The organism is Pseudarthrobacter sp. 1G09 (assembly GCF_050038305.1).
GTDB lineage: Bacteria > Actinomycetota > Actinomycetes > Actinomycetales > Micrococcaceae > Arthrobacter > Arthrobacter equi.
This window is the reverse complement of record NZ_CP188306.1, coordinates 4,175,672-4,196,985: the sequence shown is the minus strand read 5'-3', so window position 1 is coordinate 4,196,985 and position 21,314 is coordinate 4,175,672. Positions and strand designations below refer to the sequence as shown.

Here is a 21,314-nt window from a genome sequence, read left to right as displayed (position 1 = left end):
TTGCTGGGCACTGCGTGGAAAGCCGCCGCTACTTGCCGGCAGCCTCCAGCCCAGCGTACGTGTCGTCGTCGAGCGTGATGCCCGCCGCTGCGATGTTCTCCTCCAGGTGGCTGACGGATCCCGTGCCGGGGATGGGCATCATGACGGGGGAACGGCGGAGCAGCCACGCCAGCGCCACCTGCGAGGTGGTGGCATCCAGGCGCGTGGCGGCCTCGTCCAGCGGACCGCCCGGCTGTGCCAGCTCGCCCGCGGAAATCGGGGCCCACGGGATGAAGCCGATGCCGTTCTCTTCGGAGTAGCGCAGCACGTCCTCGGAGCTGCGGTCCGTCAGGTTGTACCGGTTCTGGACGGTGGAAACCGTGAAATGCTTTCCGGCGGCTTCAAGTTCCTCGACGCTGACCTGCGACAGGCCCAGCGCCCGGACCTTGCCCTCGTCCTGGAGTTCACGCAGCACACCGAACTGTTCCTCGGCGTCCACCTTGGGATCGATCCGGTGCAGCTGCAGCAGGTCGATGGTGTCCACCTTCAGCTTGCGGAGGCTCAGTTCCGTCTGCTGGCGGAGGTATTCGGGCCGGCCCACGGGAACCCACTTGTTGGGCCCGGTACGGGTAAATCCCACCTTCGTGGCGATTCTCAGGCCGTCCTTGTAGGGGTGAAGGGCTTCGGCGATGATTTCCTCGCTGATGTTCGGGCCGTAGGAATCCGCGGTGTCAATAAAGTCGACGCCGAGTTCGACGGCGCGGCGCACGACGGCCACGGCGGCCGCCCGGTCCGCGGGCTCGCCCCAGACGCCGTCGCCCACGATGCGCATGGCACCGAAGCCGAGCCGCTGCACGGTTCCGAGGTCCTTGAGGTCGATGGTGGCGGACTGGTTCGTTGTCCCTGTGCTCTTCGTATCTGTGCTGTTCGTCTCTGGGCTCATATGGGCGGCAACATCATCAGTGTGCTGGGTATTCCGCAGATCACAGAAATAAGCCGGCCGCCGCGGTGGTTATGCCCTCTGTGCCCGCCGCGATTCCGGCGGGCGAGATGACGCAACGATTTTCCGTACGCAACGCTCCGAAAGGCCGGCACCCAACGTGACCCTCCCGCTTTCCATCCTTGACCTGGCAACCATCGGCAAAGGCCAGACGGCGGCGGAAAGCTTCGCGGGCAGCGTGGCCATGGCGCAGAGCGCCGAGAAACTGGGGTACCGGCGGGTCTGGTACGCCGAGCACCACAACATGTCATCCATCGCTTCGTCCGCCACCAGTGTGCTGATCGCCCACGTGGCCGCGAACACCGAAAGCATCCGGCTCGGCGCCGGTGGGGTCATGCTGCCCAACCACTCGCCGCTGACCATCGCCGAACAGTTCGGCACCCTGGAAACCCTGCACCCGGGCCGGATCGACCTGGGCCTGGGCCGTGCCCCCGGCAGCGACCAGAACACCATGCGGGCCCTCCGGCGCGACCCGATGTCCGCCGACAGCTTCCCGCAGGACGTCCTCGAACTGCAGGGCTACCTCACCGGACCCACCCGGATCCAGGGCGTGGAGGCAACCCCCGGCAAGGGCACCAACGTCCCGCTCTACATCCTGGGATCGTCCCTGTTCGGCGCGCGGCTCGCTGCACAGCTGGGCCTGCCGTACGCCTTCGCCTCGCACTTTGCACCCAGCGCGCTGAAGGACGCCGTGGCCGTCTACCGCCGCGAATTTAAGCCCTCGGCGCAGCTGGACGCTCCCCACGTGATCGCCGGCGTCAACGTGATCGCGGCCGATTCCGCGTCCGAGGCGCAGGAGATGATGCAGGCCACCAAACGCGCCCGCGTGTCCCTCTTCTTCGGCGGCGGGACCCGTGAATTCACCGATGACGAGGCGGACATGATCCTCGACTCACCGCAGGGCCAGCACGTCTCGCAGATGATGACCTACTCGGCCGTGGGAACGCCCGACGTCGTCCTGGACTACCTTGACGGGTTCGGCAGGCATGCCGACGCCGACGAACTCATCGTGGCGCACCAGAGCACCGGCACGGACGCCCGGCTGCGCTCGGTGGAACTGCTGGCCGAGGTGGCCGGACTGGCGCGCGTCTGAGCTCACGCCTGCCCGGGCTTTTACACATACGCAATGAAGGGGATATTCAGGAGAAACCGCCGGGGATGACGATGGGTAATGCTCCCCCGGGAATCCGCCAGGATCTTCGGGAGGGGCGCCAACCGGTAGTCCGCAGGTGACCCAGCGGCTGCAGTCCCGGCCTGGTTCTGCCTCGAAGGGGTTCCCTGATGCCCACGCCTTTGAACCAGAGCGTGGCGGATTCCGCCCTGCTCACCCGTTCCCTTCCGCTGGACGTGCTCCGGTCGTTTGTCCAGGCGGACGCGGCGGACAGCGGGCTGACCCCGGCGCTGCTGGACGAACTGAAGGTTCTGGCACGTGTTCCTGTCCTGCTGGTTGCCTGCAACTACGGCGGCACCTTGTGCGACGCGGAAGGCATTTCCACCGAGATCCTCCCGCTGGGCAGCGCCGCCATCGCTTTGCGGGCACTGGCAGCCCTGCCCAGCACGCACGCCGCCATCATTTCAGGCCGTTCCCTGAGGGACCTGGCGGCGGTGTCCCGGCTCCCCGTGGAGGTCCACCTCATCGGGTCGCACGGCGCGGAGTCGGACATGGGCTTCGCGCACGCCCAGACGCTTGCCACCGAATCGGTCCTGCAAAAGGTCAACGCTGCGCTCAACGAGGCCGTAGGGTTCCAGAGCGGCGTTTGGATTGAGCGCAAACCGGTAGCGGTTTCGGTCCATACCCGTCCGGCGCCGGCAGACGTCGTCGCCTCGGTGACCGAGACTGCCCGGGAGATAGCGCGCACCCACGGACTGTTCTTCATTGTGGACGGCTCGGTGCTGGACCTCTCGGTGGTGGAGCCGTCCAAGGGTGAGGCACTGGAAACCCTCCGGTCCCGGCTCGGCGCCAGTGCGGCCATGTTCGCGGGTGACGCCGACAGCGACGAACTGGCTATCGCCACCCTCCGCGGCCCGGACCTGGGCCTGCGGGTCGGCGTGGGCGAAACCGCGGCGGCACACCGGGTCCGCGACCCCGAGTCCTTTGCCCGGGTCCTTGCCCTGCTCTTCGAACTTCGGCGGGCCTGGCTGTTCGGCGAGGACGCCGTGGGCCTCGAACGGCACACCATGATCGGCAACGGATCCTCCACCGCACTGCTGACACCGGACGCCAAGGTCTGCTGGATGAGCCACCCGTTGCCGGACTCCGGCTCGGTGTTCGCCCACATCCTGGGCGGTGACGCGGCCGGCCACTTCTCCGTGGAACCGGCGAAGGCATCGCAGGTGCTGGGCCAGCGCTACGTGGACAGCACCATGATCGTCGAAACCCGGTGGGCGGACGTCACGGTCACCGACTACCTCGAACCGGCCCCGGACGGCATCACCAGCCTGGTCCGGGTGCTGACCGGCACCGGGGCTGCCCGGATCACCTTCGCACCGCGGCCTGACTACGCGAACGCCCCGTTCGTCATGGAGGCCCGGGGCGATGAGCTGCATGTGGTGGGCACGTCGGAACCGATCATTCTCTTTGCGCCGGGAGTCACCTTCAGCATCACCTCGGACGGCAGGCACGGCACGGCCACGGCATCGGTAAATCTCCAGTCCGGGCCCGTGGTGCTCAACCTGCGCTGCGGCGACACCGAACCCCGGCCCGCAGACCCACAGGGGGAGACGGAACGCCGGGCGGAGGTGGCCCTTCACGCCCGCCAGTGGGTGCAGAAACTCGCCCTTCCGTCCGTGAAACCCTCGCTGGTACGGCGCTCGGCCCTGGTGCTCCGGGCCTTGGTCCACGAACCCACTGGCGCAGTCCTCGCCGCCCCCACCACCTCCCTGCCTGAGGGCATCGGCGGAACAAGGAACTGGGACTACCGGTATTGCTGGCTGCGGGACGCGTCCATGACGGTCAATGCCCTGGCGGACCTGGGGTCCACCGCGGAGGCCGCCGGGTTCCTTGGGTGGCTGGGGCGGATCCTTGAGCATGCGCCGGGCCCGGAGTGGCTGCATCCGCTGTACTCCGTCACCGGTGCGCCGCTGTCCACGGAAGCCGTGGTGGACAGCCTCCCGGGCTACGCCGGTTCCCGCCCGGTCCGGATTGGAAACGCGGCGGACCACCAGGTCCAGCTGGACGTCTTTGGCCCCGTTGCCGAACTGATCCATACCCTGAGTTCGAAGGAGGGCACACTCTCCGACGAGCACTGGGAGCTGCTGGTCCAGATGGCCTCGGCAGTCCTGGCCCGCTGGCATGAGCCGGACCACGGCATCTGGGAAGCCCGGCGCCCGGCACGCCATCACGTCTACTCCAAGGTGATGTGCTGGGTAACCCTGGACAGGGCACTGCGGACAGCTGACCGGCACGGCAGGGAGCCGGACCCCGCCTGGGCTCCCGTGGCCGCCACCATCCGGGACGAGGTACTGCGGGAGGGCTGGGACGAATCGGCCAAGTCCTACACGGTGGCCTACGACAGCCCGGACCTCGATGCCGCCGTCCTGCACATCGGACTTTCCGGCCTGCTGGATGTCACCGACCAGCGCTTCCTGGACACGGTCACCGCCGTGGAGCGGGAACTGAGGGTGGGGCCCACAGTTTTCCGGTACCGGTACGACGACGGCCTGCCGGGCCTGGAGGGCGGCTTCCACATCTGCACCACCTGGCTGATCGAGGCCTATGTCGCCGTGGACCGCATCGATGAAGCCTGGGATTTGTTCGACCAGTTGGTGAACCTCTTCGGGCCTACCGGGCTGCTGCCGGAGGAATACGACCCCGGCACCGAGACCCACCTGGGCAACCATCCGCAGGCGTATTCCCATCTGGGCTTCATCCGCTGCGCCCGCCTCCTGGATGCTCACCAGTCCGGACGGTAGGCAGCTCCTGTCCGGGGTACCTAGAGTGGAAGGATCAGGGATACAGAAACCGAATCGAGACTCATGATGACCGCCCGCGCCCAGGGGGTGGGGTTCCGCTCCGAGCGCGGCCCCATCCTCATCGCCTTGATGCTGTCCACCGGACTGGTGGCGATCGACTCCACCATCGTGGCTACCGCCGTCCCTTCCATCGTCCGCGACGTTGGCGGGTTCTCCTCGTTCCCGTGGCTGTTCTCGGCGTACCTGTTGGCCCAGGCCGTCTCCGTGCCCATCTACGGCAAGCTGTCCGACATGGTGGGCCGCAAGCCGATCATCCTGACAGGCATCGGACTGTTCCTGCTGGGCTCCGTCCTCTGCGGCGTGGCCTGGAGCATGCCGTCCCTGATCGCTTTCCGCGCGCTGCAGGGGTTGGGCGCGGGCGCGGTTTTGCCGGTAAGCATCACCATCGCCGGCGACATCTACTCGCTGGAGGAGCGCGCCAAGGTCCAGGGGTACCTGGCCAGTGTGTGGGCGGTGTCCTCAGTGGTGGGGCCCAGCCTTGGCGGAGTGTTCTCGGCGCTGGGAATCTGGCGCGGAATCTTCCTGGTCAACATCCCGCTGTGCATCCTGGCCGGCTGGATGCTGGTGCGGACGCTGCACGAGAATGTGGAACGCGCCAAGCACACGGTGGATTACGCCGGAGCGGCACTGATGGCGGGCTCTTTGGGCCTGCTGATCCTCGGCGCTTTGCAGGGCGGCGAGGCCTGGGCGTGGGATTCGCCGGTCAGCTTTGCCGTCTTCGGCGTAGGTGCGGTGCTCCTGGTGGTCTTCATCCTGGTGGAACGGCGTGCTGCGGAACCCATCCTGCCTTCCTGGGTGGTGCAGCGGCGCCTGCTGGTGACCACGGCGCTCGCATCCTTTGGCGTGGGTGCGGTGATGATTGGCCTGACCTCCTACGTGCCCACTTTCCTGGAGGGTGCGCTGTCCGTTTCACCGCTGGTCGCGGGCCTGGCCCTGGCGGCGCTGACCCTCGGCTGGCCGCTCAGCGCGTCACAGGCCGGCCGCCTGTACCTGCGGATCGGGTTCAAGGCCACCGGCCTGATCGGCATTTCCATCACCGTGGCCGGCCTGCTCATCCTGGCGCTGACCGCCGGCACGCCGAACGTGGCGCTGATCGCGTCCAGCTGCTTCGTCGTGGGCCTCGGCCTCGGCCTGCTCGCAACGCCCACGCTGATCGCCGCGCAGTCCAGCGTTCGGTGGAACGAGCGCGGCGTGGTGACCAGCACTAACATGTTCGCCCGCTCCATCGGCAGCGCCCTGGGCGTGGCGGTGTTCGGCGCCGTGGCCAACGCCATCTACTCCGGCAACCCGGGCGGTGAGGGAAACGGCCAGGCCGTGGTGGCCGCATCCAGCGCCGTCTTCCTGGCAGCCCTGGTGGCCGGGCTCCTGACGGTCCTGGCGGTGCTGGCCATGCCAGGGATGCAGGCCGCCGGTGCCGGGGATGCCGCCGCCGGGCAGGACCAGGTTTCCAAACAGGACACAGCCTCGAACCAGGATCCAACGAACGGCAACGACGACGGCGGGGAGGCCGCCGGTCCGGACCGCACCGAGGTGGAGGATTCCGGCCGCCGCGGCAGCTGATCCGGCCGGGAGCAGCTAGCGCGAGGCGCTGAAAATGGCGGGGGCGGGGCGGGTGCCCGTGGCGAGGTCGGCAAGGATCCGGCCCACCACGGGAGTGAACTTGAACCCGTGCCCGGAGAACCCGGCGCCGATCACCACTGGCCCAATCCGGTCCAGGACGAAGTCCTCATCCGGGGTGGTGGTGTAGGTGCAGCTGATGGCCTCGAAGGCGTCGGCGTCCACGCCGGGCAGCCAGGTCCGCGCATAGGCCTGCAGGGCAGCGAGCTGTTGCGGTTCCGGCTCGAAGGTGCGCCTGTCCGGGTCCACCACCGGGCCCACCCCGTGCCAGCCGGCCTTGATGCCTTCGCCGGGGGTGTGCATGCCGTAGACCGGGGAGTACCATCCCGCGTACTGCGATCCGCCACCGGGGTAATGGTTGAACCCGGGCCATACCGCGTCCGGGTCGGTGATCCGGAAGTGGGCCGGCTGCTCCTGCGTCACCCTGAGCTTCGGCGTCCGCAGGCGCCCGCCCGCGGCGGCGCCCAGCAGCTTTTCCGTCCAGCCGCCCGCCGTCACCACCACCTGCGCTGCGGTGACCACCTCTGTACCGGCGCTGCTTTCCAACCCCAGCCGGACGCCGTCGTCCGTTATCTCGAAGGACACCACCTTGGTGTGGTGCCGGATATCGGCGCCCCGGGCCGCAGCAAGGCGCTGGAAAGCCGGCAGTGCGGCCTCCGGGTTGAGCTGGCCGCCGTCGGGCATGTAGAGGACCTGCTGGTCGAAGCGGATGCCGCGCCAGCGCTCGCCTGCCTCGTCCGGACGCACGAACTCGGCGCGCAGCCCGGCCTGGGCCAGCGCTGCCGCAGCGTCCGGCAGCATGGGTTCGGGCCCGTGCGTGACGATGCCGGTCCGTGCCAGGAGCGTCTCGCCGCTGTCCTGCTCCAGCTCGTTCCAGAGGTCCAGGGATTCGGCGATCATGGCAACGTATTCGGGCCGGTGGTAGCCGGGATTGAAGTTGCGGGTGGTGCCGTGGGAAGCGCCGATCTTGTGCCCCGGCCCGAACTGCTCCACCAGGGTCACGTGGCGTCCCCGCCGGGACAGCGCCCATGCGGTAGCGGAACCCATGGCGCCGCCGCCGATCACCACGGTGTCAAGAGTTGTTGCCACTGGTCCTCCTCGTCCAGGTAGTCACGCCAGCAACAGCGCGACGCCGATCATCGCCGGAACAGCCACCACGGTAGTGATCAGCACGGTGTCCTTGGCCACAGTGAGGCCGGTCTTGTAGCGGCTGGCCGCCACGAACACATTCTGCGCCGTGGGCAGGGCGGACGTCACCACTACGGCGAACAGGGCGTGGCCGTCCATTCCCAGTGCAAATCGGGCAAAAACATACGCCAGCGCCGGCTGGACGGCCAGCTTAAACGCGCTGGCCAGCAGGGTGTCCACGCGCCGTCCGGCGGCTGCCTGCAGCGGCCGGGTCCCGTTCAGGCTCATGCCGAAGGCAATCAGCATGGCCGGGATCGCGGCGCCGCCAATCAGGTGGATGGGCTCCATGACCAGCTCGGGCACCTTGAAACCGGTCCCGGCAACGATCAGGCCCAGCGCCGAACCCACGATCATCGGGTTCCGCAGGATCATCACCGCGAAGCCGAGCGGGGTGGTCCGGTGCGAGCTGGTGCTGGAGTCCAGGATCATGAGGAACAGCGGCGTGAAGAAGGCCAGCTGGAAGATCAGCAGCGGTGCAACATAGCTGGCATCACCCAGGACATATACCGCAATGGGAATACCTAAGTTCGCCGAATTCGCGAGCGAGGCGGACATCGAGGACATCAGCGATTCGGGCAGCGAACGCTTCAGCCAGAACTTCACGATGGTGAAGAAGATGGCAGCCGTGGCAATGGCGGCCACTGCGGTCACCAGCAGCGGAGCGGCGAACACTTCCTGCGGCCGGGCCTTGCTGAGGGTCTCAAACAGCAGGGCCGGGCTGGCCACGAAGAAGGTGAGGGAGCTGAGGACCTGGCGGGCGTTGTCACCGAGGATCTTCCGCCGGCCAACGAACCAGCCCACCAGGATGATGCACCAGACAACGAAGAAACCGGCGAGTACCCCTAGCACGGAGGAACCCGCGGCGGGCGGCGGAAAAGGGTGCCGGGTCTCACGCCCCGGCTACAGGGCGGCGTTGTTGAGTGCGAACGGCGGACGCATCATCCCGGGGGCAATGCCCTCGGCGGGATCGTTCCCCAACTGGATGATGCGGTTGTCCTGGTCCACGTGGACCACCTTCGGCTCGTAGGCCTTGGCTTCCTCGGTGGTCATCTGGGCATACGTGATGAGGATGACGAGGTCGTTCTCGTGCATCAGGTGTGCGGCGGCGCCGTTAATGCCGATGACGCCGGAGCCGCGCTCACCGGCAATGGTGTAGGTCTCCAGCCGGGCGCCGTTGGTGATGTCGACGATCGAGACAAGCTCGCCCGGCAGGATGTCAGCTGCCTCCAGCAGGTCCAGGTCAACGGTTACGGAACCTACGTAGTGCAGGTCTGCGTGGGTGACGGTGGCCCGGTGGATTTTGGACTTGAACATGGTTCGATTCATAACGGCTCCAGTCTAGCGCCGGGGCCGTGCCGCCGCAGTGACGCACGGAACACCCGCAGCTCCGTCAACGGACGACGGCGGGCGGTTGCCTGGCGTCGTCCCCCGCCACCGCGGCGGCCGCGGCGGCCAGGGTTTCCCTTGCTGCCAGGATGGCGGGCCGCTGCGCACTGGACCGGCGGACCGACGTGAAGATGGTGCGGTGCGGCTTGCCCGGGAGCTCCAGCAGCCGGGCGGTGGTGCCACGCCCCGTCCACACCAGGTCCGGCATCAGCGCCACGGCGTTGCCGGATTCAATCAGCCGGGCCTGGGCCTGCAGGTCTGCCGTCTCGAAGCGCACATCCGGCTCGAACCCCGCGCTCCTGCACGCCTGTTCCGCCCAGTGGCGCGACGCGGCACCCCGCGGTTCCATGACCCAGGGGAGTTCCGCAGTGTCTGCGAGCGTGCGGATGGCTGTGCCGCCGTCGGACGCCGGAACCGCAAGCCGGATGGCGTCGGTGGTCAGTTTGACGCGGTCCAGTTCCGGGTAGCGGGGAGCCGCGTGGCCGGGGTACTGCTCGGCGATGACCAGGTCGAAGTCGCGGGCCCATGTCTCGTGGAGTGCTGTCTCCGGCTCCCGCTGGATCATCTCGATCCGGACTTCCGGGTAGGTTGCGGCCATTCGTGTGAGGGTGTCCGGCATCAGCGCCAGGGCCGCCGACTGGAAAACCGCGATCCGGACGGTGCCCGTAACGGTGGTCAGCGAGGCCGCCAGATCCGCCTCGGCCTGCTCCATGGTTTCGAGCAGCTGGGCCGTGTGGGCCACCAGCACCTCGGCCTGCGGGGTGAGCTGCACGCGGCGGCCGGTCTTCCGCAGCAACTCCACTCCCACCTCCTTCTCCAGAAGGGCCAGCTGCTGGGACACCGACGACGGGCTGTACTGGAGTGCCTCCGCCACCTCGGCCAGCGTCCCCCGGATGCTCAGTTCCCGCAACAGGCGCAGCCGGCGTACGTCAAGCATAGGGAATTCCTAACTGAAACTAATGAATATAGGTTAGAAGTAGTCACTTTATCTAATGCAAGCAGGCTTGCATACTGTTGGGACTGAGTTACCCCCGTCACAGCCTTTCCCGGTGTGCCGCGGCGGGGCAGCACCCCACAGCAGGAGTTCCCCATGAGCACTAGAGATATGAGCCAGTCCATCATGCGGCGGAAGCCCATTGATGACATCGAAGAAGAGAACAAGCACAGCGGCCTCTTTAAATCGCTGGGCCTGTGGCAGCTCACCGCCATCGGCGTTGGCGGCATCATCGGCGTCGGCATCTTCTCCCTCGCGGGGCTGGTGGCCGCAGGAAGCGAAGGCAACCCGGGAGTGGGGCCCGCGGTGCTGATCTCCTTCCTTATTGCGGGCCTGGCCTCCGCCGCGGCGGCCCTGTCCTACGCAGAATTCGCAGGCATGATTCCCCGTGCCGGATCTGCCTACACCTACGGTTACGTGGCACTCGGCGAGGTGATCGGCTGGTTCATCGGCTGGGACCTCCTGCTGGAGTACATCGCCATTGTGGCCGTGGTGGCCATCGGCATCTCCGGCTACCTTGACGCGTTCCTGTCCGGTATTGGCATCCATCTGCCCACCTGGATGACCTCCACGGCGGACGAGGGCAAGGGCGGCATCGTCAACATTCCCGCCATCCTGGTCTGCCTCCTGGTCACTTGGATCCTGTCCCGCGGCACCAAGGCCTTCGGCCGCTTCGAGCTCGTGGCGGTGGCCATCAAGGTCATCCTCATCCTCTTCATCATCGGCCTGGGCGTCTTCTATATCGACACCAACAACTACAACCCGTTCATGCCCTCCGGCTTCGGGCCCGTGCTGGCCGGCAGTGCCACCGTGTTCTTTGCGGTCTTCGGCTATGACGCCATGAGCACCGCCGCGGAGGAAGCCAAGGACGGCAAGAAGCACATGCCCAAGGCCATCATCCTCTCGCTCATCGTCGCCATGCTGCTCTACGTGGCCGCCACCCTGGTGCTCACCGGCATGCAGAACTACAAGGACATCGACCCCAAGGCCGGCTTCGCGTCCGCCTTCACTTCAGTGGGCTTGCCCGTGATCGCCACCATCATCTCCGTCTTCGCGGTGCTGTCCATCCTCACCGTGATGCTGACGTTCCTGCTGGGCGTCACCCGCGTGTGGTTCTCGATGAGCCGCGACGGGCTGCTCCCGGGCTGGTTCGCCAAGACCGACCGCCACGGCACCCCGCAGCGCGTCACGTGGATCGCCGGTATCGCCTCGGCTTTCCTGGCCGGCGTGTTCCCCATCAAGGAGGTCGCTGACCTGACCAACATCGGCATCCTGGCCGCGTTCGTCGTCGTCTGCCTGTCCGTCATCATCTTCCGCTACAAGCGTCCGGACGCGCCGCGCAGCTTCCGGCTGCCGCTGATGCCCCTGGTGCCAGCCTTCGGTGTCCTCGCATCGGCCTTCCTTATGCTGCAGCTGCACTGGGAAACCTGGCTGCGGTTCTTTGTGTGGCTGGTCATCGGCCTGGTCATCTACTTCGCCTACGGCCGCAAGAATTCGCTGATGAACCCCAACAGCCCACGGCACCAGGAAATCGAGGAAATGCACCGCCCCCTCGCTTAGCCACTCACCCGGACGCCCCATCACCTTCTGCCCCTCTTTCCGAAACGCGCCATCAGATACAGCGGCATCTTGCCGACCCCTCTCCCGCATCCGTGGGAGAGGGGTCGGTGCTTTCCGCGAAAGGTGGTGGGGCGTTGGTGGTTTGAGGGTGAAAGGTGGTGGGGCGTTGGTGGTTTGAGGGGGAAAGGTGGTGGGGCGTTGGTGGTTTGAGGGCAATGGGTGATGGCGGGTTTCAAGATGCTGGAAGCATTGATTTTCCTAACCTGTATTGGTTGGAAAAGATCGCTTTATCTTATGTGAGCAGGAGCGCATACTGATCAAAAGACCTCTCCCACCCAAGGAAAGATCGGGAAAACCATGACCCACGTTGCAATGGAACCGGCAGTCACCCACGCGGCCACCCCGCAGACGGTCGACGTCGACGTCCCCCAGGCCAAGGCCCTCGCCACCGAGGCGGTCGCCTTGGTCCGGCACTGGCTCACCGAGGCCGCGAAGGTTCCGGTGGATGCCTCCGCCGAACAGCTGGCCGGAGTCCTGAAGGACCCCAACGGCCTGGACTTCACGGTGGGCTTCGTGGACGGCGTGGTCCGCCCCGAGGACCTCAACGTGGCCGCCCGCAACCTGGCGGCGCTGGCGCCCAAGGTGCCGGCCTTTCTGCCCTGGTACATGCGCAGCGCCGTGGCGCTCGGCGGGACCATGGCCCCGGCACTGCCGCAGGTGGTCATTCCCGCAGCGCGCAAGGTGCTCCGCGAAATGGTAGGCCACCTGATCGTTGACGCCACCGACGCCAAGCTGGGCCCGGCCATCGCCAAGATCAAGAAGGACGGCATCAAGCTCAACGTCAACCTCCTCGGCGAGGCAGTCCTCGGCGAGCACGAGGCCTCCCGCCGGCTTGAAGGAACGCACACGCTGCTGGCGCGTCCCGACGTCGACTACGTCTCTATCAAGGTTTCCTCCACCGTGGCCCCGCACTCCGCCTGGGCCTTCGACGAAGCCGTGGAACACGTCGTCGAAAAGCTCACCCCGCTCTTCCAGCGCGCGGCCTCCTTCGCCGCCCCCGGCAGCAGCACCGGCGGCAAGGCCAAGTTCATCAACCTGGACATGGAAGAGTACAAGGACCTGGATATGACCATCGCGGTCTTCACCCGGATCCTGGACAAGCCCGAGTTCAAGGACCTCGAGGCCGGCATCGTGCTCCAGGCCTACCTCCCGGACGCGCTGTCCGCCATGATCCGGCTGCAGGACTGGGCCGCCGAGCGCCGCGCCAACGGCGGCGCCGGCATCAAGGTCCGCGTGGTCAAGGGCGCCAACCTGCCGATGGAGCAGGTGGAAGCCTCGCTGCACGACTGGCCCGTGGCCACGTGGGGTTCCAAGCAGGACTCGGACACCAGCTACAAGAGCGTCATCAACTACGCGCTGCATCCCGAGCGGATCAGGAACATCCGCATCGGCGTGGCCGGGCACAACCTGTTCGACATCGCCTTTGCCTGGCTCCTGGCCAAGCAGCGCGGGGTAGAAGCCGGCATCGAGTTCGAGATGCTGCTGGGCATGGCGCAGGGCCAGGCCGAAGCCGTCAAGAAGGACGTCGGCTCCCTGCTCCTTTACACGCCCGTGGTGCACCCGGCGGAGTTCGACGTCGCCATCGCCTACCTGATCCGCCGCCTCGAAGAGGGCGCCAGCCAGGACAACTTCATGTCCGCGGTGTTCGAGCTGGACAAGAACGAATCCCTGTTCGAGCGCGAGAAGCAGAGGTTCCTCTCCTCCCTGGAAGCTCTGGACAACAGCGTGCCGCGCCCCAACCGCCGGCAGGACCGCAACCTGCCACCGGCGCCGATGCCGCACGCCGGCTTCGACAACACCCCGGACACGGACCCCTCCCTGCCTGCCAACCGCACCTGGGGCCGGGCCATCCTGGACCGCGTTCCGGGCTCCACGCTGGGCAACGCTTCAGTGAAGGCAGCCTTCATCAATGACGAAGCGGCGCTCAACACGGCCATCGAAACCGCCGTGGACAAGGGCAAAGCCTGGGGCGCCCTCTCCGGTGCCGAACGCGCCGAGATCCTGCACCGTGCCGGAGTCGCCCTGGAAGCGCGCCGCGCCGATCTCCTCGAGGTCATGGCCAGCGAGACCGGGAAGACCATTGACCAGGGCGACCCCGAGGTCAGCGAGGCTGTGGACTTCGCGCATTACTACGCCGAGTCCGCGCGCAAGCTGGACGCGGTCGACGGCGCCACGTTCGTCCCGGCGAAGCTCACCGTTGTCACGCCGCCGTGGAACTTCCCGGTCGCCATCCCGGCAGGGTCCACCCTCGCGGCACTCGCCGCCGGCTCCGCCGTCGTCATTAAGCCTGCCAAGCAGGCCGCCCGCAGCGGCGCCGTGATGGTCGAGGCCCTGTGGGAAGCCGGCGTCCCGAAGGACGTCCTTACCATGGTGCAGCTGGGCGAGCGCGAGCTCGGCACGCAGCTCATCTCCCACCCGGCCGTTGACCGCGTCATCCTCACCGGCGGCTACGAAACGGCAGAGCTGTTCCGTTCCTTCCGCAAGGACCTGCCGCTCCTGGCCGAAACCAGCGGCAAGAACGCCATCATCGTCACCCCCAGCGCCGACCTGGACCTCGCGGCCAAGGACGTGGCCTACTCCGCGTTCGGCCACGCCGGCCAGAAGTGCTCCGCCGCGTCCCTGGTGATCCTGGTGGGATCCGTTGCAAAGTCCAAGCGGTTCCACAACCAGCTGATCGACGCCGTCACCTCCCTGAAGGTGGGCTACCCGCAGGACCCCACCAGCCAGATGGGCCCCATCATCGAGCCCGCCAACGGCAAGCTCCTCAATGCCCTCACCACCCTGGGCGAGGGCGAAAACTGGGCCGTGGAACCGAAGAAGCTGGACGAGACCGGCAGGCTCTGGAGCCCGGGCGTACGGTACGGGGTCAAGCGCGGTTCCTACTTCCACCTGACCGAGTTCTTCGGCCCGGTCCTCGGCGTGATGACCGCCGGGACCCTGGAAGAGGCCATCGCCATCCAGAACCAGATCGAATACGGACTCACCGCAGGCCTGCACTCGCTCAACTCCGGGGAGCTGGGAGTCTGGCTGGACAGCATCCAGGCGGGCAACCTCTACGTCAACCGCGGCATCACCGGCGCCATCGTGCAGCGGCAGCCGTTCGGCGGCTGGAAGAAGTCAGCCGTCGGCGCCGGCACCAAGGCCGGCGGTCCCAACTACCTGGCCGGGCTGGGCGACTGGACCCCCGCCGAGGCATCCGCGAAGGCTGATGTCACGCACCCCGGCGTCCGCCGGATCATCAACGCCGCAGGCGCCGCCCTGGAGCCGGCCCACCTTGAGTCCGTGCAGCGCGCCCTGGCGTCCGACGCCGAGGCCTGGGCCAGCGAGTTCGGCACCGCCAAGGACGTTTCAGGTTTGAGCGCGGAGCGCAACATCTTCCGCTACCGCAACCTGCCGATCACCATCCGCCTCTCCGGAGGTGAGCCGCTGGCCCACCTCGTGCGGACCGTGGCGGCCGGCGTGCTGGCGGGGTCACCGCTCACCGTGTCCACCGCCGTCGAACTTCCCGCCCAGCTGCGGGCCGTGTTCCTCGGCCTCGACGTGGACCTGACGGTGGAGTCCGACGCCGGCTGGCTGGCTTCGGCAGGCCGGCTCGCCTCGGCGGGCAAGCTCTCCGGCGCCCGTGTCCGGCTGCTGGGTGGTGACGCTTCGGCTCTGGCGGAAGCAACCGGCGGGCGGCCCGACATCGCTGTCTACTCCCACGCAGTGACCGAAGCCGGCAGGGTTGAGCTGCTGCCGTTCCTGCACGAGCAGGCTGTCAGCATCACCGCCCACCGGTTCGGCACCCCGAATCACCTTTCGGATTCGCTGATCTAGCAGGCCCGAACCAACGAGGCCGGGCGGCCACCTGAGGGGTGGCCGCCCGGCCTCGTTGTTGGTTGGCCTTGCGGGAGCGTGGGTAACGGCCCGCCCGGCCCGTGGCATGTCAGCCCAGGTACCAACCTGGCGGAGACCACGTCACGGGCACGCTATGGGCCGAGAAGTCCTCGCACCGCGTGCAGTTGTAGGCCACCTCGCCCAGTGCCGCGACTGACCCGTCGTGCCGGTAGGTGGGCGGAATATAGGACTCAAGATAGATGAATTCGTCCGTCCTGCACTTTTCGCAGGTCGGCTTTCCGATGTAGCCCGAATCGGTGGTGGCAAGGCCGCTGCCGAGGGTGGACTGCCGTGTTGCCGGCCGGGTGCTGGTGTGCGGGCGGGCGTGTGCGGCGCTGAAGTGGGTGTTCCTGGCTGTCGTCATTGGCTGCCTGTCCCGGGCTGCGTGCCATGGTGTGCAGGCGCGCCCGTATTGTAGAACCGGCCTGCTGCTTGACCCTGGAGGAACCAGCATAGATTATGCAACGATCTGACATCAATGAAAGATTTCTCCCGGCTCTGCCTTGCCGGTTCACCCCTGGCGGTTGATGATCCGCCCCACAATGGACTGCGTAAGCGCGTCGATGACTTCTGCATTGGCCAGCGGGTTCCGGATCAGGGTGAAATCCACATCGCCGACCGCCGGCAGGTCGAACCGGCGGGTGATGATCTTCAGGTCCTCCGGTACCAGCGATGACGGCATGACAGCCACGCCGATTCCGGCCCGGACGGCGGCCAGGACGCCGCTGATCTGGCGGGTGGTGCAGGTGATCCGCCAGGTCCGGCCGTGCGCTTCGAGAGCGTCGATGGCAAGTTTCCGGCTGAGGCTGGGGGAGGGGTAGGCGATCAGGGGCACCGGCGCGCCCGGTTCGAGGGACGTCTGCTCCAGGCCCACCCAGGAGAAGGAATCGTGCTGGACCACGGTGCCGTCCTTGGCCCCGGCCACCCACTTGACGAACACCAGGTCCAGTTGGCCGGCGTTGAGCTTGCGGTAGAGCTGGTCGCTTTGGCCCACCGTCAGTTCAAGGTTAATCTGCGGGTAGATCTGCCGGAACTCGCGCAGGATCCGGGGCAGCCCGGTGATGGCCAGATCGTCGGCCGTGCCGAAACGCAGCCGGCCCCGCATCGCCGAGCCGGAAAAGTAGCGGGCCGCGGCGTCGTGGGCCGAGAGGATGTTCCTGGCGAAACCCGCCATCGCGTCCCCGTTGTCCGTCAGCCGCACGTCCCGGGTGTCCCGGGTGATGAGGACACGTTTGGCGGCAGTCTCCAGCTTCCGGATGTGCTGGCTGATGGTGGGCTGGGCCAGCCCCAGCCGGTCCGCGGCCTTGGTAAAGCTCAGGGTCTCGGCAACAGCCAGGAACGAGCGGAGTTGGGCTGGTTCGAACACGGTGGACTCCATCGGCTGCGCGTTGTATTGCGGTTTGCAATACGAGTTATAGGGACAATACGTCTCCATAATCTGTTAGCGCCACCATAGCGTTAAGGGCATCCCGGACCGCACCCACTTTGAGGACAAACCTGTGGCACCCCCACCGCCGTCGTCGGCAACCGTCAGCCAGCCCGTCATCGATTCCGCGAGTTCAGCACCGGCCCTGCCGCCCGCCCCGCAAGCTCCCCACGTCCGGAACGGGGACGCGCTCACCCAGCCCGTGCCCGTCGTCGCGGAACGCCTGCCGTGGAAGCACACGTTTATCTCCCTCAGCGTGCCCAACTTCCGGATCTTCGCGGTGGGCCACTTCATCGCCGTCATCGCCATCTGGATGCAGCGCATCGCCCAGGACTGGCTGGTCCTCCAGCTGTCCGGGTCCGTCACGGCCGTGGGGTTCACGGTGGCACTGCAGTTCCTGCCGTCGCTGCTGCTGGGTCCGTGGGGCGGCATGATTGCCGATCGGTTCGCCAAGCGGAAGATCCTGATCCTGTGCCAGAGCATGGCCGCCGTCCTGGCTGCCCTGCTCGCCACGCTCGCCCTGACCGGCGCCATCGCGGTGTGGCACGTCTACGTGATCGCCCTGGTCCTGGGACTGGTCACGGTGCTCGACCAGCCCGCGCGCCAGGTGTTCGTCAACGAACTGGTGGGTCCCACCCACCTGCGGAACGCCATCAGCGTCAACTCCACCACATTCCAGCTGGGCGGGCTGATCGGGCCGGCGCTGGCCGGATTGCTCCTCACCGCCGTGGGTGCGGGCTGGGCCTTCGCGGCCAACGCGGTGGCCTGCTGCTCCACGGTGGCGATGCTGCTCATCCTCCGCAAGGACCAGTTGCACGTCAGCGCCCCCGCACCCAAGAGCAAGGGCATGCTGCGCGAGGGACTCAGGTATGCGCTGAGCAAGCCCACCATCTACTGGCCTTGGCTGATGGCCGGATTCATCTCCGTCTTCGCCATGAGCCTGCCGGTGATCCTCGCGGCCTTTGCCGACCACGTCTTCCGTGTGGGCGCCGGCGGATATGGCCTCCTGAACGCGCTGGTGGCCCTCGGTGCCCTGGCCGGTGCCATAGCCTCGACCCGGCGCCGCCAACTGCGGCTGCGCTCGGTGGTGTTCTGTGCGGGAATGTATGGGGCCATGCTGTGCCTGGCTGCGCTGGCTCCCTCGCTGGCAACGTTCGGGGCTGTGATGGTGCTTTCCGGGTTCTGGTGCCTGATGTTCCTCACCGGCTCCAACCAGCTGGTGCAGATCAGCTCAAACATGGGGATCCGCGGGCGCGTCATGAGCCTGTACATCATGGTGCTTATCGGCGGCCAGGCAATTGGCGGTCCGATGCTGGGGTGGATCGCCGAACACGCCGACCCGCACATTGCCCTCCTGGTATCCGGCGGGGTGCCTGCACTCGCGGCCGTTGTGGTGGGCACCGTCCTGGCACGGAAGGGCGCGTTGACCCTGCGGGTGGATTTGAAGAACCGGCGCCGGCCGGTGCGGATCGCTCCCCGGGCCGTGTCCCGCGCCTGAGGAGGGGAAAACTGGAGCGGCTGACGGGAATCGAACCCGCGTATCAAGCTTGGGAAGCTAGCGCTCTACCATTGAGCTACAGCCGCGTTGCCGCCGCATCTGCGGGGCAGAACTTAGCTTAGCGCAGATGGAACGGCGGTCCGGCCACGGTGCCGGCAGTTCCAGCCGTGTCCCAAGTCCGGCACGTCATCCAGTAACTCTTCAATAACGTCGCCGCATCTGGCTAGGTTGGCACCCGGCGGGCTGGCTAACCTGAACCGGAATGCTGTGGCGCCAGGGGGAGGCGGTCCGGGCAGCATGCCGGCGTCAACCACAGAAAGATCCCCATGGCATCCGCAGAACACGAGGTCCTCATCCGGCGTGACGCCATGGCCGTGTACCTGTACCTGCTGGACGCCACCAACTTGCCCATGTGGCGCGAAGCTGTCCGGAGCGTGAAGCTGGTGCAGGGCTCTGCCGGCACCAAGGGGGCCGTGTACCGCAAGATGGTGGCGGGGCGGTCCGGGCTTAGCATTCCGGCCGAGCTGGAAATCACCCAGGCCAGGCCCGGCGCCGAAATCCAGTTCCGGGTGACCTCCGGCCCGTCAAACCGTTCGGGCGGCTACTACCTCAGCACCGAGAACGATGGCACCCGGCTCCGCTACGCGCTCGAAGCCCGGCCGGAAGGCTCGTTCTCCTTCCTTGACCGGTTCGGCCTCCTGAATAAGATTGCCCAGCGACGGGTCCGCGCCGAGGTATCCCAGCTGGACCGGCTCAAGGACGTGCTGGAGCTGCAGACCGTGAGCTAGCCAGGCAACGTCCGGCCCACCAGCTTCCGCCACCGCCGTTCTTCGGCAGGTCTACGCCTTCTGCCTGGTACTTACTGCGTGGTTCTTACTGCGCCAGCCGCTGGCCGGTCCAGGGGCCTGCAATGTTCGACGGCGACGCCAGGCTTCCGCCCGAGAGGTCCCAGTACTGCACAACATCGGAAGCCCTGCGGAGCGCGACGCCGGTGGAGTTCAGGCCGGTGACGTTCTTCAGCGCCCTGATGCCGGTGACATCCTGCCAGCCGGTGGCCACCGTGGGCCGCGCCTCAGCTCGGAGGGTTGTGGTTCCCCAGCCGCGGTAGAGCTGTACCGCGCCATCAGTGCGGAGGGCGAGGACATCCTGGAAGCCGTCGGCGTCGTAGTCCACCATCGCGAGGCGGGACGCGTTGATGCCGCTTGTGATCAAGGCCCTGGCCGAGAGGTCGCTGGTTCCCTTATTGGGGTACAGGAAGAGGTTCCCGCTGCCGTCCAGGGCCAGGATCTGCGGCATCCTGTTGTTGGCGCACCAGCCGCCCACCGCGAGGGTGAGGGACTGCCAGCCGCCGGATCCCAGGGTGATTGCTGCCTGGAACCCTCCGGTGGCGATGCCGCGGTGCAGGGTCAGGTTCCCGTTGGTCCACTGGGTTACGAGGTCGTAGGCGCCATCCCGGTCCCAGTCGGTGACGAAGACTTCCTTCGCGCCGCTGAAGCCGGAGCCGATGACCTTGGCGGCGGCGTACGTGCGGACACCTGTTGAGGCCCTGTTGAGCAGCTGGCCCGAAGAATTTACGGTCACGAGGTCGCCGGGCCCCGTGATGGCCGCGGCACTCAGGTCCAGGGTGGGAGGCATGTGCCGCCCCGTGGCATCGCACAGGGTGGGTGCCGGCGCTGGGAAAGCGGAGCCTCCGGCGGAGGACCCGCTGGACCCGCCGGGTGAGTCCACGGTGCCGGCCGGGAGGGTGGTATAGCCGAAGAAGTTGACTACACCCCAGATCTGGTAGGTGGAGTTGGTGTAAGAGATGCCGGCGCCCATGACGTTGAACCGGGGGTCAATGAGCATGGCGTTGTGCCCGGGGGAGCCTTTCCACCATTCCACCAGCTGGGCGGCATCCCTGTCTGTCCGAATGGCGATGACCTCGCCTGCGCCGTTGTTGGGGTTCATGGCGCGCGGATCTGTCCAGAAGTTGGCGCGGTGTTCAATGACCTCGCGTGAGGCAATGCTGTCCGACCACTCCTGGGAGAGGCCGGCGACAGTGGGGTTGTATTTCACCGGGTTCAAACCCTTGGACGCCCGGTACTCGTTGATCCTGGTGAAGACGGTGAGGATCGCTGCGGAGTTGTCGTCCTTGACCAGTGCCTCCGTGGCCGGGGGCGCAGCCAATGATTCGGAGGTTGCCGGCCCGGACGTGGTGGGCCCCGATGTTGCCGGCGGCGGGGAAGCCAGTTCGGCGTCCGGTGCCCACAGTGGGGGTATTGACGGGACCTCGGCAGCGGGCTGCGCAGTGGCGGGAGCCGAAGCGCCGGCGGAATCTGCTGATGGCGCGGGGGACGGTTCCTGGACCGGCTTGATGTCCAGCGCCGGTCCCCCCGCGGGGGCCGACGGAGCTGCCGGCGTTGCCACGTCCAAAGGCGGGGTGGGCGAGGCAACCCTGATGTCCGGATCTACAGCCGGGGTAAGGGCGGTGCCGGAGGCGCTGTTCCCCGCGCTGGATGTGCCGGCGCCGTTCCCGGTGGCCGCCCCCAGCGAGACGCGTGACGCTCCTGACGACGACGCGTGCTGCGCGGTAACCAACGGCAGCGGGACTGGCCCCGCCGTCGAGGAGGCGAGCACCAGCGCGCAGAGCACGCCAATAAAAGTGGGCGCGACTAATTTATTCACAACATCCCCAGCTCTGTTGGGCCATCCGGGAGACCATCCGGCGCCTGTGTATCTGAGGCAACATTAGCCCCACTGGACTACAGCAACAACGAAA

The 21,314-nt window shown here is 67.0% G+C and carries 15 protein-coding genes and 1 tRNA gene; 7 read left to right on the top strand and 9 right to left on the bottom strand.

Annotated features, from left to right (window positions below; all coding sequences use genetic code 11):
• Positions 1-28: 28 nt before the first annotated feature.
• Positions 29-922 carry an aldo/keto reductase gene (locus ACP3TD_RS19345; RefSeq protein ID WP_426764642.1) on the bottom strand — a complete coding sequence of 298 codons (894 nt, stop codon included), beginning with the start codon at positions 920-922 and terminating at the stop codon, positions 29-31.
• A 157-nt stretch (positions 923-1,079) separates the two neighbouring features.
• On the opposite strand from ACP3TD_RS19345, the gene ACP3TD_RS19340 reads away from it, so the two are divergent.
• The 3 genes from ACP3TD_RS19340 to ACP3TD_RS19330 all read left to right on the top strand — a co-directional run bounded on the left by ACP3TD_RS19340 (position 1,080) and on the right by ACP3TD_RS19330 (position 6,511).
• On the top strand, positions 1,080-2,072 hold the full coding sequence (locus tag ACP3TD_RS19340; protein ID WP_426764640.1) for an LLM class flavin-dependent oxidoreductase: 993 nt from the start codon (positions 1,080-1,082) through the stop codon (positions 2,070-2,072).
• A gap of 188 nt (positions 2,073-2,260) precedes the next feature.
• A complete protein-coding gene (locus ACP3TD_RS19335; RefSeq protein ID WP_426764638.1) occupies positions 2,261-4,891 on the top strand; it encodes a trehalase-like domain-containing protein in 2,631 nt (876 codons plus the stop codon).
• A 63-nt stretch (positions 4,892-4,954) separates the two neighbouring features.
• A complete protein-coding gene (locus ACP3TD_RS19330) occupies positions 4,955-6,511 on the top strand; it encodes an MFS transporter (protein ID WP_426764636.1) in 1,557 nt (518 codons plus the stop codon).
• A 15-nt stretch (positions 6,512-6,526) separates the two neighbouring features.
• On the opposite strand, the gene ACP3TD_RS19325 is transcribed toward ACP3TD_RS19330, so the two are convergent.
• The 4 genes from ACP3TD_RS19325 to ACP3TD_RS19310 form a co-directional block, all read right to left on the bottom strand.
• Positions 6,527-7,657, bottom strand: coding sequence for an FAD-dependent oxidoreductase (locus ACP3TD_RS19325; protein WP_426764634.1), 1,131 nt, complete (start codon positions 7,655-7,657; stop codon positions 6,527-6,529).
• 21 nt (positions 7,658-7,678) lie between these two features.
• The gene (locus tag ACP3TD_RS19320) at positions 7,679-8,605 is read right to left on the bottom strand and encodes an AEC family transporter (RefSeq protein WP_426764633.1); all 927 of its coding nucleotides are present in this window, start codon (positions 8,603-8,605) and stop codon (positions 7,679-7,681) included.
• Positions 8,606-8,656: 51 nt separating this feature from the next.
• Positions 8,657-9,082: an aspartate 1-decarboxylase gene (gene panD / locus ACP3TD_RS19315; RefSeq protein WP_172829877.1), complete on the bottom strand. Its 426-nt coding sequence runs from the start codon at positions 9,080-9,082 to the stop codon at positions 8,657-8,659.
• 64 nt (positions 9,083-9,146) lie between these two features.
• Complete coding sequence (locus ACP3TD_RS19310) at positions 9,147-10,079, bottom strand: LysR substrate-binding domain-containing protein (RefSeq protein ID WP_426764631.1); 933 nt, start codon at positions 10,077-10,079, stop codon at positions 9,147-9,149.
• 153 nt (positions 10,080-10,232) lie between these two features.
• Between ACP3TD_RS19310 and ACP3TD_RS19305 the strand changes: the two genes are divergently transcribed.
• Positions 10,233-11,696, top strand: coding sequence for an amino acid permease (locus tag ACP3TD_RS19305; RefSeq protein ID WP_426764629.1), 1,464 nt, complete (start codon positions 10,233-10,235; stop codon positions 11,694-11,696).
• A 357-nt stretch (positions 11,697-12,053) separates the two neighbouring features.
• Positions 12,054-15,572 (top strand): bifunctional proline dehydrogenase/L-glutamate gamma-semialdehyde dehydrogenase, encoded by a 3,519-nt coding sequence (locus tag ACP3TD_RS19300; RefSeq protein WP_426764628.1) that lies wholly within the window; start codon positions 12,054-12,056, stop codon positions 15,570-15,572.
• Positions 15,573-15,681: 109 nt separating this feature from the next.
• On the opposite strand, the gene ACP3TD_RS19295 is transcribed toward ACP3TD_RS19300, so the two are convergent.
• The gene (locus ACP3TD_RS19295; protein ID WP_426764627.1) at positions 15,682-15,996 is read right to left on the bottom strand and encodes a hypothetical protein; all 315 of its coding nucleotides are present in this window, start codon (positions 15,994-15,996) and stop codon (positions 15,682-15,684) included.
• 147 nt (positions 15,997-16,143) lie between these two features.
• Positions 16,144-16,998, bottom strand: coding sequence for a LysR family transcriptional regulator (locus ACP3TD_RS19290; RefSeq protein ID WP_045732473.1), 855 nt, complete (start codon positions 16,996-16,998; stop codon positions 16,144-16,146).
• Between the two features lie 133 nt (positions 16,999-17,131).
• Between ACP3TD_RS19290 and ACP3TD_RS19285 the strand changes: the two genes are divergently transcribed.
• The gene (locus tag ACP3TD_RS19285) at positions 17,132-18,556 is read left to right on the top strand and encodes an MFS transporter (protein WP_426764624.1); all 1,425 of its coding nucleotides are present in this window, start codon (positions 17,132-17,134) and stop codon (positions 18,554-18,556) included.
• A gap of 12 nt (positions 18,557-18,568) precedes the next feature.
• Here ACP3TD_RS19285 and ACP3TD_RS19280 read toward each other — a convergent pair.
• Positions 18,569-18,642, bottom strand: a tRNA-Gly gene (locus ACP3TD_RS19280).
• Positions 18,643-18,882: 240 nt separating this feature from the next.
• On the opposite strand from ACP3TD_RS19280, the gene ACP3TD_RS19275 reads away from it, so the two are divergent.
• The gene (locus ACP3TD_RS19275) at positions 18,883-19,344 is read left to right on the top strand and encodes an SRPBCC family protein (protein ID WP_426764622.1); all 462 of its coding nucleotides are present in this window, start codon (positions 18,883-18,885) and stop codon (positions 19,342-19,344) included.
• 85 nt (positions 19,345-19,429) lie between these two features.
• On the opposite strand, the gene ACP3TD_RS19270 is transcribed toward ACP3TD_RS19275, so the two are convergent.
• Positions 19,430-21,220, bottom strand: a complete 1,791-nt coding sequence (locus ACP3TD_RS19270) for a CAP domain-containing protein (RefSeq protein WP_426764620.1) — start codon at positions 21,218-21,220, stop codon at positions 19,430-19,432.
• Between the last annotated feature and the right edge of the window lie 94 nt (positions 21,221-21,314).